9 protein-coding genes are annotated in these 14,203 nt (G+C 38.2%); 2 read left to right on the forward strand and 7 right to left on the reverse strand.

The window, feature by feature from the left end:
- Nucleotides 1-804 precede the first annotated feature (804 nt).
- Nucleotides 805-1,671, forward strand: a complete 867-nt coding sequence (locus IPMB12_RS11035; protein ID WP_166917470.1) for an integrase domain-containing protein — start codon at nucleotides 805-807, stop codon at nucleotides 1,669-1,671.
- Nucleotides 1,672-1,755: 84 nt separating this feature from the next.
- Here the strand turns inward: IPMB12_RS11035 and IPMB12_RS11040 are convergent, their stop codons facing one another.
- The 7 genes from IPMB12_RS11040 to IPMB12_RS11070 form a co-directional block, all read right to left on the reverse strand.
- Nucleotides 1,756-2,664: a GIY-YIG nuclease family protein gene (locus tag IPMB12_RS11040; RefSeq protein WP_166917471.1), complete on the reverse strand. Its 909-nt coding sequence runs from the start codon at nucleotides 2,662-2,664 to the stop codon at nucleotides 1,756-1,758.
- A gap of 42 nt (nucleotides 2,665-2,706) precedes the next feature.
- Nucleotides 2,707-5,949: a type I restriction endonuclease subunit R gene (locus tag IPMB12_RS11045; RefSeq protein WP_166917472.1), complete on the reverse strand. Its 3,243-nt coding sequence runs from the start codon at nucleotides 5,947-5,949 to the stop codon at nucleotides 2,707-2,709.
- 11 nt (nucleotides 5,950-5,960) lie between these two features.
- Nucleotides 5,961-7,328: a restriction endonuclease subunit S gene (locus IPMB12_RS11050; protein ID WP_166917473.1), complete on the reverse strand. Its 1,368-nt coding sequence runs from the start codon at nucleotides 7,326-7,328 to the stop codon at nucleotides 5,961-5,963.
- A complete protein-coding gene (locus IPMB12_RS11055; protein ID WP_166917474.1) occupies nucleotides 7,328-9,709 on the reverse strand; it encodes a type I restriction-modification system subunit M in 2,382 nt (793 codons plus the stop codon). The genes IPMB12_RS11050 and IPMB12_RS11055 overlap by 1 nt, the downstream gene beginning before the upstream one ends.
- A gap of 259 nt (nucleotides 9,710-9,968) precedes the next feature.
- Nucleotides 9,969-10,418 carry a hypothetical protein gene (locus tag IPMB12_RS11060; RefSeq protein WP_166917475.1) on the reverse strand — a complete coding sequence of 150 codons (450 nt, stop codon included), beginning with the start codon at nucleotides 10,416-10,418 and terminating at the stop codon, nucleotides 9,969-9,971.
- A gap of 330 nt (nucleotides 10,419-10,748) precedes the next feature.
- A complete protein-coding gene (locus tag IPMB12_RS11065; RefSeq protein ID WP_166917476.1) occupies nucleotides 10,749-11,534 on the reverse strand; it encodes an aminoglycoside adenylyltransferase family protein in 786 nt (261 codons plus the stop codon).
- An 82-nt stretch (nucleotides 11,535-11,616) separates the two neighbouring features.
- Entirely contained in the window at nucleotides 11,617-12,516 is a 900-nt protein-coding gene (locus tag IPMB12_RS11070; RefSeq protein WP_166917477.1) for a LysR family transcriptional regulator, read from the reverse strand.
- A 111-nt stretch (nucleotides 12,517-12,627) separates the two neighbouring features.
- On the opposite strand from IPMB12_RS11070, the gene IPMB12_RS11075 reads away from it, so the two are divergent.
- The gene (locus IPMB12_RS11075) at nucleotides 12,628-13,608 is read left to right on the forward strand and encodes an aldo/keto reductase (protein ID WP_166917478.1); all 981 of its coding nucleotides are present in this window, start codon (nucleotides 12,628-12,630) and stop codon (nucleotides 13,606-13,608) included.
- Nucleotides 13,609-14,203 lie beyond the last annotated feature (595 nt).

Consider the following 14,203-nt stretch of genomic DNA (forward strand, 5'->3'; position numbering starts at 1 on the left):
TAATTGTTGTGTACTAAATACTCTATCCATGTATAGACGTCTATACCTTATAGACCCTCATAAAAATAGCTTGTAAACATTGATATTTCTTGATTATACTTACCTTACTTATAGCACTCGTTGAGTGCAAGCCCAGAGGTACAGTTCCTTTAAGTGCCTGTTTCAAACCTAGGTTTGAATGGAACACAGCCATGATAGCGAACACTCGACACCTATCAGCCCCGTTTTACTTACGGGTAGAGTGCCAATTTTTTCTTATATTTTTATATATTGATACCATCAGGTTTTAACCTTACTGTGCCAGAGCATAGTTCTTTCATCTTTAGCTGTACCCAATCAGCTTAATTTTCCTATTGGCACAATTGCGCCAAGCTACTCCTATGCCTTTTTTGGCTGAAACAATCAAACATCACATCCATGTGGTGCACCATTTTTACGTGTTCACAGGCACTAAGGCGTCACTTTAAAAGCGTAAAGCGAAAAAGTGACGCCGTACTTCAACACCTTGCTAAGGCTTATTTCACTAGTGTTTCCACTCATTATTAGCGTGTGACACATCATTTTTCACTGATTTTTATCATTTTAAGGAGGACTAACGATACCAATGACAGGTTTTATAACCTGTGGGGCTTTACCTGTGTAAACAGGCGGCTGTACTGAGTACATCACCGTACCCCATATACCTCAACACTGATTCGCTTTGGTGCACAGGTATCGTTCAGGGAAAGTAAGCAGTTAATACTTTCCAATTAACACGCACCAGAGTTTTTTGTGTCACAAAAAAGAAAAATAGGAATAAGAAAAATGAAGTTAAAACCGACGATGTTTCAACTAGCCAAACAAGCCAGTGGTAGTCATAAAACGGTTCATGACCGTATTCGGATTACACAGTATTTTTGTGATTATCTGCAACAAATGAATATCCAGATTAAGAGTATTGAACATTTAAAGAGTAAACATATTGAGGGTTATATTACTGACCGATTAGCACATGGTATAAGCAAACGAACCCTACAAAATGAAATGGCTGCTATTCGAGCGATATTGAGACAAGCAGGACGAGAAAAGCTAGCTGATTTAGAACGACTCAACAACCAAAACTTAGGCATTGGCAATGCCAGTCGTGCTGGCACAAAAGAAGCGATACCTAATGAATTGTTTCAACAGATTATGGCACAAGCCATGATGAAAGATAGAGGTTTAGCTGTCACCATTCAACTTGCCAGACAATTAGGCTTACGTTCAGAAGAAGCCGTACAAAGTATTCATTCATTAAAAACATGGAAAAAAGCACTGGAACAAGGTAAAGCTCATGTGAATGTGGTGTTTGGTACTAAAGGTGGTCGAGCCAGAGATTCTGTTGTATTGAATCATGAGGAACTGCTGCAAACAGTTAATTTAGCCTTAGATATTGCTAAAGAGCAGAATGGTAAACTTATCAATAAACCGAATCTTAAAACAGCCATGACTTATTGGCGCAATCAAACTAGGTTACTGGGTTTATCTGGAAAGTATGCTCCACACAGTTTGCGTTATGCTTGGGCGCAGGAAGTAATGGCACATTATTTAGAACAAGGATTAAGTGAGAAAGAAGCTCAAGCAAGAGTATCGATGGATTTGGGGCATGGGGATGGCAGAGGAAGATATATAAAAAATGTTTATAGATTGTAAATGTATAAATATTGGTTGTATATTCATAAGTAATGGATATACAACCAATATTTATTATACGTTCATAAAAAATTAATTTTATATCTAAGCTAAACCGTTTTTAATGCTTTCTTCTTCTAATGTCTTTAATGATTGATTGTTCTGGTTAACCCAAATTTCACGACCATTGACTGAATATCCAAGAACAACAGCAGCAGCTTGGCTAGGACTGGCTGATAGCACATCTTTAGTAAACACATAATAATCACTATTTAGGTGAAGCTGCCCTTGTTCAATCAAATTATCTCTTATCTCTTTATTTTTATTGGAAAGTGAAGAACCGTCAACAAGCAGTGCTTTAGAATTTGCCAAAATAACCATACCCTCATCTGTACGTTGAGCGGTAGCAAATGCCTTTGCATTTTTGGTGTGAATATAAAATAAGTCATTATCCTGATTATTTTTTGTCGTATTTTTTATAGTTTCAGGCTTCACTGCAATATCAGTCAGTGGCTCTAAGAAGCGATGTCCCATTGCACCCAAAAGAACTAATTGGTTGCGAATAAATGCTTCCATCGCGGCGATATCACTCCGCGGAAGAGTGGAGCAAGTTGGTGTATTAGCATTAATGACTATATAACGCCCAGCTATTTTCGCCATATCGACTAAACGAGATTCAAGATACTTAATATGTGCTTTGGTGAGATTTTCATCTTTATTGGTGAAAAAAATCACTTCTTGCCAGAAATACTCTTCATTTTTGATGTGTTGCTTTAGTCGTTCATAGACATTTTCAGTCTCGCCAATATAAACGGTTGGAAGCCCATTTTCCTCATTAATACCAAACAAAAAATAAACACCCGGTCTGGTACTTTCCACCCAATCGGCTAAGGTACTAAGATGATTGCGTGGGCAGGATATTGCCTGACCCGTCCAATTAATAATCTCAGCATGACGAATTCCAGCAACGGAGCCATCTGTTAAATAAATACGAATTGTTTTGCCATTTTCCATCTTCAGTCCTGCATTACGTCATTATTTATAAATATTAAAAAACTAAGCACCTTTGAGCATATCAAACACCACACGGGCAAACCCTTTGGCAATTTCAGGATTAGATAAGTATTGCATCATCATTTCATGCTGTGCCTCGTTACTATCCATTACCGCATCATCAATTGCTTTGGGGAAATCACCCAGCATGGCTTGTTCTCGAGTATTATTGATAATTTGAGTCATGACCGTTTGATTTTCAGATAGCTTGTCACGAACTGCAAACGCATAATTAATCATATCCTTGTCAGTCAAATTATCCGTAATAAACAGCTCATTTAAACGCTCTAAAATTTTGGACAGATAATCTTCTTTTTTATCTTTAGGTTTTGCCGTACCTACGTCATTACTTGGCTCTAACTGATAATCTGCCGAATCTTCTTGGAGCTTAAGGTCTTGTTCACGTATTTTCGACAAACGATAATGACTCATCACCACATTATCTAAATCAATATCATCTTCTTGCAGATTCTGTTCATGCAATAATGGACGTAGATGGCGGGCATACAAGCTCAGTTTTTCCAGCTCTTTATCTTCATAATCAACCAGTTGTGACATAAATTCATAAAAACGCACAAAGCTGCCTAAATCTTTTTTGAAGATTTCCAAACGATCTTTTTCTTGTTTACACTCTTTAAATGAATTTTCTGCATTGGCAACCAATACCGCATCATGTGTTTTTTTAGTACGCTCAAATATTGCTTTTGCTTGTGTATAAGCCTCAACTGCTGACGTGTAACGTAGCTTCCAACGTTCTACAGCAGGTCTGCAAATATTGCTAATAGCCGCATTTGATTGTTTTTTAGTGAAAAAGGCCGTACAAAACTGTTCGACTTCCGTCCACATAAAAATACCGCCCGAACGAAGTTTTTCAAACAGATCAAACACCAAATTTGGATCAGTCACATCCAGTAGCTCAGCTGTTTGATAATAAGGCTGGAATGCAACCAGAATCTCTTCCGGTGGGTTATAAAAATCCAGTACAAATGTGCCCGATTGTGCTTTGCCGGGATAAATACGATTTAAACGCGACAGCGTTTGCACACATTCAACACCGCCCAGCGGTTTATCCACATACATGGCACATAATTTGGGTTGGTCAAAACCTGTCTGAAATTTATTTGCGACCAACATCACCTGATAATCATCACTGTTAAAAGCTTTACGCATATCCCGACCTTTTAAGCCCGGATTCATATTATTTTCAGTAAACTTTTGATTCAGCAAAGCAAGGCTATCTGGATCATTCTCATCGAACTCAACCTCACCAGAAAACGCCACCATCGCATTAATATGCTGATAATTATTTTGGGTAATATATTGATCAAAAGCCAACTTGTAACGTACCGCTTCTTTGCGTGAACTGGTGACTACCATTGCTTTGGCTTGACCACCAAGCAAGTGCATCACATGATTTTTATAATGCTCAACAATCACTTTTACTTTTTGGGAAATATTATAATCATGCAGACGTACCCATTGGCTAAGTTTGGTTTTAGCTTTTTTACTGTCCACTTCTTTATCTTCAGCCTCTAGTTTTTGTACCAACTTATAGGCGACTTGATAAGAGATATAGTTTTTCAGTACATCCAGAATAAAGCCTTCTTCAATAGCTTGACGCATAGAGTAAACATGAAATGCTTCTGGTTTATTGGTTTTAGATGGCGGTTCACTAGGGTTTGGACAACGACCAAATAACTCAATAGTTTTGGCTTTTGGGGTTGCAGTAAAAGCATAATAATTAAGGTTACGGTTGCCTTTACGTGCAGCCATAGTTGCATCCATAATGTCTTCCGATGAAAGTTCTTCATCAGTCTCTTCAATCATCAGCACTTCTTTTAATTTACGAGCCGTTGACCCACTTTGTGAAGAGTGTGCCTCATCGGCAATGACTGCATATCTTCGTTGTTTCAGACTGGTGCTGTTCTCAATTGCTTTTAATACAAAGGGAAAAGTTTGAATGGTCACAATAATAATCGCTTGTGAACCTTCCAAGGCCGCAGCAAGTTTTTCTGATTTTGAACCATCGCCAACTTTATTATTAATGCGCCCAACCACACCATCTGCATGTTCAAACTGGTAAATGGTATCCTGTAACTGGTCATCAAGCACAGTGCGGTCAGTCACCACAATCACTGAATGAAACTGCTTTTCGCCTTTTTCATCATATAATTTAGACAATTGATGGGCCGTCCAGGCAATAGAGTTTGATTTACCCGACCCAGCACTATGTTGGATGAGATATTTATTGCCAGTACCTTCATCAATAGCTGCAGCAATTAACTTTCGCACCACATCCCACTGGTGATAACGTGGAAAAATCAGGCTTTCTTTTTTACTTTTCAGCCCATTCCAGTCCTCTTTTTCTTCAATTTGTAAGTGAATATAGTTACCCAGAATACTCAACAAATTATCGGGCTGTAAGACCTCATTCCATAAATAGTCTGTGGCATAACACTCTTGATGCTCAGGAATATCATTACCGGCACCGCCTTCTTTGGTACCTTTATTAAACGGTAAAAAGAAGGTGTCATCCCCCTTAAGATGAGTGGTCATAAAAACTTCGTATTGGCTCACCGCAAAATGGACTAAAGCACCGCGCTTAAAAGTTAATAGCGGTTCTGGTTTATTGGTGACAAGGTCTTTGGGTAAACGGGTTTTCTGGTATTGCTTAATCGCATTTTGTACAGCTTGTTTAAATTCTGATTTCAGCTCAAGCGTTGCCACAGGTAAGCCATTAACAAACAATACCAAATCGATGCGCCAGCTTTTCGCTTTACTGCCTGTTGCGGCAAAGTGTTCTGCTGTGGCATAAGGGCTATAAACCAGCTCTGGCACAATGCGGCAGATATTTTGTTGGTAACGGGCAAGGGTTTCAGGGTTAAGATTATGCTCAGGTTTAAACTGGCACAGTGAAAATCGGGCATTACGAATCTTAAGCCCATGACGCAGCACACCAAGCGTGCCATAAGTACGTGACAGTTGATCCGTGGCATTGATGTCGGCTTTTTTAAGCTGTGCAACCAACGCATCTAAAAAATGACGTTCAGTATCCGTTGGGAAAACATTGGCAAATTTCTGCCACTCTTTTGGCTGACTAGTTTGTACAAAAGTCAGAGCATCTGGCGTATACAGTGCACGTTCACGGTCATAATTGTCAGGTTGACCAATTACCCAACCGTTAGCAACCATCTGGGCGATAATGTCATTTTGAAAAATTAATTCTTTGCTAATGTCTGTGCTCATATTATCGCTTCCTATGATTCAGAGTCGGTTGGGGCAACCCAGTGACGGACGTCAATTTTGCCTGTGACGGCGGCGGAGATAAGGGCAGTTCGGCGTTCTTGGAGTAACTCAATTTGGCGAGTTGCAATATTTTCTAATTGAGAATATTGATTCTCTAACTTTTCTATTTTCTCAACAATTATATCTTGCTCAGATTTAGGTGGAATAGGCATCATTATCCGACCTAACTCTTCAAAATAAAGACGTAACCTCATTTCCATTATACCTCTTGACCAACGTTTAAACTCTTGTTGAGTAAAATCAAGCCTAAATAGGTAATGATAGAATTTAGGATTTATATCATTTATTTTTCGAAGAATATCGTATGCAGGGCTTGTTACACCATCATAATTGGAGTAACCAACAGCCCCCATCCATGCAAGAAGCTTATTAACAATAATATCGCCTCTTTTAACTATCCAATACCCATCAGTACTAGATGCTTTGTTGCCTTTAGGTTCTAAATCTTTTCTTGGTGCAACTCCGACAGCTGTATATACGGATAATAATTCATGGTTATTATTTGTTTCTGATGGTTCAGTTACCAATCTAAACAATCTCTTAGTTGGTAAAACTTTCCAATGCTCTGGCACTTCTCCCAACCACTCAACACCTGAATCTTTCATTGGTACATTAGGATTTAGCCCTTTAGTCACAGCATGGCTGATAACAGCTTGGCGTTTTTCTTTGAGAAGTTCAATTAGATGTTGCTGTTTTTCGATTAGAGTATCGATTTTTGTCGTTTCATGATCCAGGAAAGAAATAATATGTTCTTGTTCAAGTTTTGATGGAAGCCAGATTGATAGATTTCTGAGAATTGCCTGTGTGATACTGAATACTTTAACACCTTTTACAGCATATCTAATTTGTGTTCTGAATTCTTTGCAATCAAGTAAATATGCCCAAAAACGGCTGTTTTTTCTATTCTGGGGACGAGCAATAATAGTATGATATCCTGCAAACACAGCTCCATCACTTATCAATTGGGTAAAGTTCCCTGAACCATCAATATCTTCTGATGTGTCTGCAAAAATAATATCCCCCTTAAGCAACAATGAGCTTTGGTTATTTTTTAAATATTGTTCATTCACACATTTTAATAGATGGATATTAGGATCGATCTCAAACCCATATTTTGAATGTACTTCACCATAACTAATACAAGGAACTCCCTCATCTTGAAGATTTTCTTTCGTAATAGTTAGTCCTTTACCAAAAGTAAACTTGTATCTAAGTTTGCTTAACGTCCAACCGCTAGGAATCTCCCCTAACCACTCAACACCTGAATCCTTATACTCAGGATAAGCGTGATACCGCTGTACTTTGTTTGTGCCAGCCATCAAGAATGCACCTCTTGCAGCAACTTCATAATTTCTGCACTAACGGCATCTAAATCCGCATCAATCTCTTCCAACGGGCGTGGTGGTTGATAAACATAAAAATGACGATTAAAGGGAATCTCATATCCGACTACACCAATTTCACCATCTTTTTCATCGCGCTTATCGGCATTTATCCAAGCATCACTAACATGCGGGGCTACTTCACGCAGAAAATAATCTTCAATCAGTTTATTTGTGGCAACTGCTGGATTTAATGGCACATTTTCGTTATCACGTAAATCACCGTCTTGTTCAAATTCAACCACTTTGCCTTTATAGTCAAATGAACCATACAAAGGTTGTGCTTTTTGTTTCAGGACTTTTTTCACTACCGGTTCAGCGGCAGGATTTTTGCAAGTAATCGCATCAATAAATTGCTTTTTCTCTTTATTATCCAACTTAATATTTGATGAACTTAACACCGCTTTTAATGTTAATTCAAACTGATTGAAATCATCACTGGCGGTATGCTTGCCGCCAGTTTTATCTGCAAATGCACTTTGAATTTGGCGCACTTTTTCCAGCAATGTGCGTTGTGCCTGCCATATTTTACTATCCAGTAAGTCTTTAACTTGTTTTTCTTTTAGCTCAGGGAAGTCTGCTTTAATGATTGCTCTGATTTCAGCTTCGCTATCCGTTAAGTTGCCATAAGTATGGTCAGACCATTGAGCACCAAACTCTTCATACAGGCGTTCCATCGGGGCATTAAGTGGTTTGGGTGCAAAACGCAGTGATTCAGCGGCGGCATCAGTTATTTGTGCCGATAAACGTAATGGGCGCTCAATGGTTAAGCGGCGGTAGCCAAAGTCTGTGCTGTTAAAAATTTTGCAGGCAAAGGTTTTGGGCGTTTCGGTTTTACTGGTGGTTGATTGACGACCACGATTGGATTTTTGTTCAGGTAACTTGTCTAGTCCTAATTCATCAAGTAGCGTAGGAGCAATCTCATTAAATGCCCCAAAGGTTTGGGTGATCAGTCTAATATCATCTTCACCCATTACATTACGTTTTGATCCCAAAGATTTACGCATTTTGCTGCATAAATTAGTGGCATCAATCAGTTGAACTTTGCCTTTACGTTCAGCTGCTTTTTTATTGGATAAAATCCAGATATAAGTGGCAATGCCTGTGTTATAGAACATATCAGTGGGTAGGGCGATAATTCCTTCCAGGAAATCAGCTTCTAAAATATAGCGTCTGATTTCACTTTCACCACTACCCGCACCGCCAGTAAATAGTGGTGAACCATTCAGAATAATACCAATGCGACTACCACCATTAAGAGAGCCATCTACATTGTGAATATCTTTCATTTTGCTGATCAGGTGCAGTAAAAACAATAAAGAACCGTCAGAGACACGAGGTAACCCTGCACCAAATCGACCATTAAAACCTTTTAATTTATGTTCATCATTAATTTCAGTTTCAATTTTTTTCCAGTCCACACCAAATGGCGGATTAGAGAGCATATAATCAAACTTATCGATCGGCAGTTGGTCATTTGATAAGGTATTGCCCAATTTAATCCGGCTCACGTCCTGATCTTTAATAAGCATATCGCCTTTACAAATCGCGTAAGACTCTGGGTTCAGTTCCTGACCAAAGGCTCGCATAACAGCATTCGGATTGCGTTTAAGCACATATTCCATGGTGGAAGATAAGAACCCCCCAGTTCCGGCAGTCGGGTCATAAATGGTTTTAATAATGCCCTCTTTGGATAGGAGGTCATCATCTTCCATCATCAGTAAGGAAGTGGCTAAATCAACAATATCACGTGGGGTAAAGTGTTCCCCAGCAGTCTCATTTGAACTCTCTGCAAAACGGCGGATTAACTCTTCAAACACCAATCCCATACTATAATTTGATACTGTATCAGGGCTTAAGTCAGTCGTAGCAAACTTTTGGATGACTTTAAATAATAAATTGGCATCGTTAAGCTGACCCACAAACTCACTGAATTTAAAGTGTTCGAAGATTTCGCGGGCATCTTTAGAAAAACATTGAATATAGTTTTCCAGATTGTCTTTAATATCATTTTGCCCCATATTGCTAAGATTCATGGGCGAGGTATTGAAGAATGACAGACCATTAGTCGCACGCAAAATAAGTTTTTCTTGTGCATCTTCTGGCAATAACTTGCCATCTTGTGTTTTTGTTTCTTTAGCTATTTTAGCCTGAGCAATCACATCGTTTTTACTTTTTTCCAGTACACACTCAAGACGACGTAATAAAGTAAAAGGTAAGATCACCCGACCATACTGAGATTGTTTAAAATCACCACGTAGCAGGTCAGCTACTGACCAAATAAAAGATGCAATTTGAGAGAAGTTAGTATCTGTCATTACAAAACCTAAAAGTGTATACAAAAAGTTAATGGATATTATACATGAATCAGATGTTTTTACAGTTCAATTAAGGACATATAAATAATTAACATCCTCTCTTGTTGTACTTAAAAAGGAAAGCAAACCTGATCTTGGCTTGCTTTGTGATGACATTATTTTTTAGTTGATGGTTCAGGTAAACCAACATGTCCTCTCATTATCTTTAGCCATGGCTCAGCCATTTTCTTTCGCTCCTCTTGGGTCAGTTTTTTGCTCTCTAGTTGTGTAGTTTTTTTGGTATCACAGGATGTTCTGTGGTTTTCATTGGTTTATGCTCCTCTCTCAGTTCCGATTCAGTGATGTAACATACATTTACACCACTGTTAGGACGAAAATAACCTTGTTGTGCTTTGCTGATTAATCGAAGTAAATAGCCTGTAGGATTTCGTATAATGGTATCTGTTCTTTGACAGATCATTGCCCATTCATTCAGTATTTCTTGTTGCATACGAGTATTTAAGGTGAGTAATGCCGATAATACATCTTGTTTTTGGTCAGATGTCAGAGAGCGGAATAAAACAGGCATTTTTAAATAATGTAATTCAGGAATGCTGAGTTGATAAACGATCATTTTTTTACCCTCTGACGTAAACGTACGTACGTTTTTATTAATATTATTATTTAAATCCGTACGTACGTTTTGTAGAACTGTAGTAATTTGTTTCATAGGGAAACCTCTTGAGATTGTTGAATGAAACGTCAGGGTAAAAAACTTGATGCGAAAAATCACAATAAATGCGGATTTGGTCTTGTCTGATTTCTTTTTTTATTAATAATTTTATTTAATTAATTGATTTTAAAGAAATTAATAATATAAAAATATTTTGGTGAAAATCACAGGTAAAAAAGAGATTTAAAAAGAAATAATGGTAAGGGTTATATTAAGGGAATGGTTTTTACTTTGAAAAGGTAAAAAGGATGTTGTTTGCATGGATTGATACTCAGCTTACAACTGTCTCAAAGTTATTGGAACTTCTCATAACATATCAAGTTTCTCTCATTTTGAAAGAAGTATGATAATCTGTTCGTTAAAATATTTAACCGTCTTTTGTATATTAAATTTTTCACTTTCCCAATCATCTTTAATAGTGCCTAAATATGCCTCACGCGCATGCACTAACACACTTTTCATCGGTTCAGGTAAATTTGGTATAACCCATGTTGCAGCCATGTCTTTGGTGACAAATGTTCCAGTAGCTGCGGTGTGCCATATCCTTGCAAGAGTTAGCAATACATTTCGTTCATCACCATCTAAACTATGGAGCAACACAGGTAAGATATCGTACATCGCACGTCTAATTTGAGTCGAAGATATTTCGGGTAAAAGCTCAATAGCAGCAGGACCATGCAATGAGATAGATTGTTGCCGTGCCTGCGCTAATAGTAAGGTGATTTCAGGGTCGCTTACAGGCATTGGAATAGTGCCTGCTTCAAATTCTTCTCTTAGCCATTCACCATAGATAAAATCTGCCTGAGCAGGAAAATGTAACATAGCAAGTTCGGATTTCTGTAATAATATTACTTCGATACAACGTGCACCAAGACCGCAAAATGGATGATGACCTGAAACTTGTAATAAGAAATCGATAAAGATTTTACGCTTCTCGTCTGTCAGAGGACAATCAATAATAAGGAGAAGGTCAATATCACTCTGAGGCTTTAATCCACCAGTGACAATTGAACCATGCAAATATGCCGCTATTAACTTTTCTCCAAATAAGCTGCGGCTCATATCCAATATAGATTGTACTTGTTCTGGAATATCTATTTTCTTTTCCTTCATTATGCATCCTGATTTATTACTTTAACTGGAACCTACTCAATAAAAGGTTTTAAAAACAAAAATTAAGTTCTTAATGTGGTTTCTATACTTGGTTAGTATAACGAAGTGTGTTTACTATCAGTTGAAATGCTGCTGATGATTGTCTGCGACTTGGGTAATAAAGATGATATCCAGGGAATGTTGGACTCCAATCATCAAGTACTTGAATTAAATCTCCTTTGATAATCGATTCCTGAACCAAATCTTCAGGGGCATAACAAAGCCCATAGCCGTCTAATGCTGCGGTTAGCCCTTGTGGGGAAGTGTTGAAAATCATTTGCCCTGTGACCTGAATATTTAATTTTTCCCCTTTCTTTTCAAACTCCCAGGCATAAATCCCTCCATAAGTGGCTAAACGAAGATTAATGCAATTATGAGACATCAGATCTTGTGGTACTTTAGGTTTTTCACGGGTAGAAAAATAAACCGGAGAACCTACAACAACCATTTTAAAATCGGGTGATATTCGTACAGCGATCATATCTTTAGCAATTTGATCACCAGCCCGAACACCTGCGTCAAACCTGCTATCGACAATATCCGTAAATTCATAAGCAATCGATAGTTCAAAATTTAATTCAGGGTATTCAGGTAATAATTTTGAGAGCTTTGGCCACAAAATAGTGTTAATAGCGTGATCGTGAGCTGTGATGCGTATTGTTCCAACGGGTTTTTCTTTGAGGTCGTTCAATACTTTTAGCTCATCTTCAATCCCACCATAAAGATGCCCAAGATTGCTAAATAAGCGTTCACCGACTTCCGTGGTGGAAACGCCACGCGTTGTTCGGGTTAGTAGCCTCACACCTAATTTTTCTTCTAATCTGCGAATCGAGTGACTTAATGCCGATTGTGAGACACCTAATTGTGCTGCCGCACGAGTAAAATTACGTTCTCGTGCCACAATGATAAAAGTAAACAGGCTATTAAAATCGATATTGTTCATTTATGAATTCCAGTCATGATGGTATTCTAATTTTACTATCTTCACTCATATATAGCGAGGGTTTATACTTTGTTTCATCTGAGTAACCTCTTAAATAAGGAAGATGTCATAATGCAAAAACGTAAACTAGGAAACAATGGTTTGGAAGTTTCCGCTATTGGGCTTGGCTGTATGGGCATGACTTTTGGTTATGGTCCTGCAATGGAAAAACCCGCAGCAATCAAGTTAATTCGGGATGCTTTTGATCGAGGCATTACTTTTTTTGATTCAGCAGAAGCTTATGGAGAAGCCAACGAAGTTCTTGTTGGTGAGGCACTATCGCCTATACGAGACAAAGTAATTATTGCAACTAAATTTGGCTGGAAAAATGGTGTATCCACAGAGGGGTTAGATAGTTCCCCCAAACGTATCCGCTTTGTGGCAGAACAGTCCTTGAAAAGAATGAATATTGATTGTATTGATCTGTTTTATCAACATCGCGTTGACCCTAATGTGCCGATTGAAGATGTAGCTGGAGCAGTTCAGGATTTAATTAAAGAAGGTAAAGTGAAACATTTTGGTTTATCTGAAGCTGGCGTTGAAATTATTCGTCGTGCCCATGCAGTCCAACCCGTGACGGCATTACAAAGCGAATATTCAATGTTTACTCGTGAACCAGAGGACGCCATTATTCCTACTTTAGAAGAACTGGGTATCGGATTTGTGCCTTTTAGCCCATTGGGTAAAGGTTGGTTAACTGGAAAGATAGACATCAGTACAACATTTAATGAAGGAGACATTCGAAACGTGTTACCGCGCTTTAGCGAAGATGTCCGTCAGGCTAATTTGAGATTAGTCGGTTTGATCGGTGAAATAGCGAAGCAAAAAGGGGTAACATCTGCGCAAATAGCCATAGCTTGGTTACTGGCACAAAAACCATGGGTTGCGCCTATCCCCGGGACAACCAAGCTTCATCGCCTTGAGGAAAATATTGGTGGAACTTCCGTGGTATTAACAGAAGAGGATTTAAGCGCACTAAAAACCCTATTAACTAATATGCCTGTACAGGGGAATCGTTATACTGTTCAGATGGAAAAACATATTAATCGTTAGTTAACTGTGTTGGCAAAGAACATAACTAAAAATATGTTCTTTGCCAATAGTGGTGATTTGGAAGTACATACTTTCGAGATTGGCTACAAATATTTTAAGTGCTTATTGCCTGAAAAATAGAATAAGTATAGAATTAAGTAGTTGTTTTGAGAGAAATAAAAAAATTCTTTTTTAATCATTAGGTTAGATTAACTGTCGCAAAGATCGTTTCCCGCTCCAATTCTTCATATCTGGAGCACTTCAAAGGCACTTAAAGCCTTAATTTTACAAGACTTTCAATCAAATACTATTCCACTGACGTGCGTAGTCTTCCACTGGCATTCACAACTATTTTGTACATTAAGTTGTACATCGGTGTTTTCCAATTGTACATCGGCTCTAAACTATACCCCAAAAGGCTTACCACCTGTTTTTCAAGGTAGCTATTTGTGTGTATTTTTAAAATGTACATCACCCCTACAGCCCCTAGTAACACAAAAAACCACTACATGTAATCTTTACCCAGTAAGGCAAGCAGCCCTGTTTAAGTACATAAATAAGTACTTTTTCAGTTCGAGTGAGTTATTTGAGTACTTATTATATACATCGGGTTATA

Source organism: Zophobihabitans entericus, assembly GCF_011745665.1.
Taxonomy (GTDB): domain Bacteria; phylum Pseudomonadota; class Gammaproteobacteria; order Enterobacterales; family Orbaceae; genus Zophobihabitans; species Zophobihabitans entericus.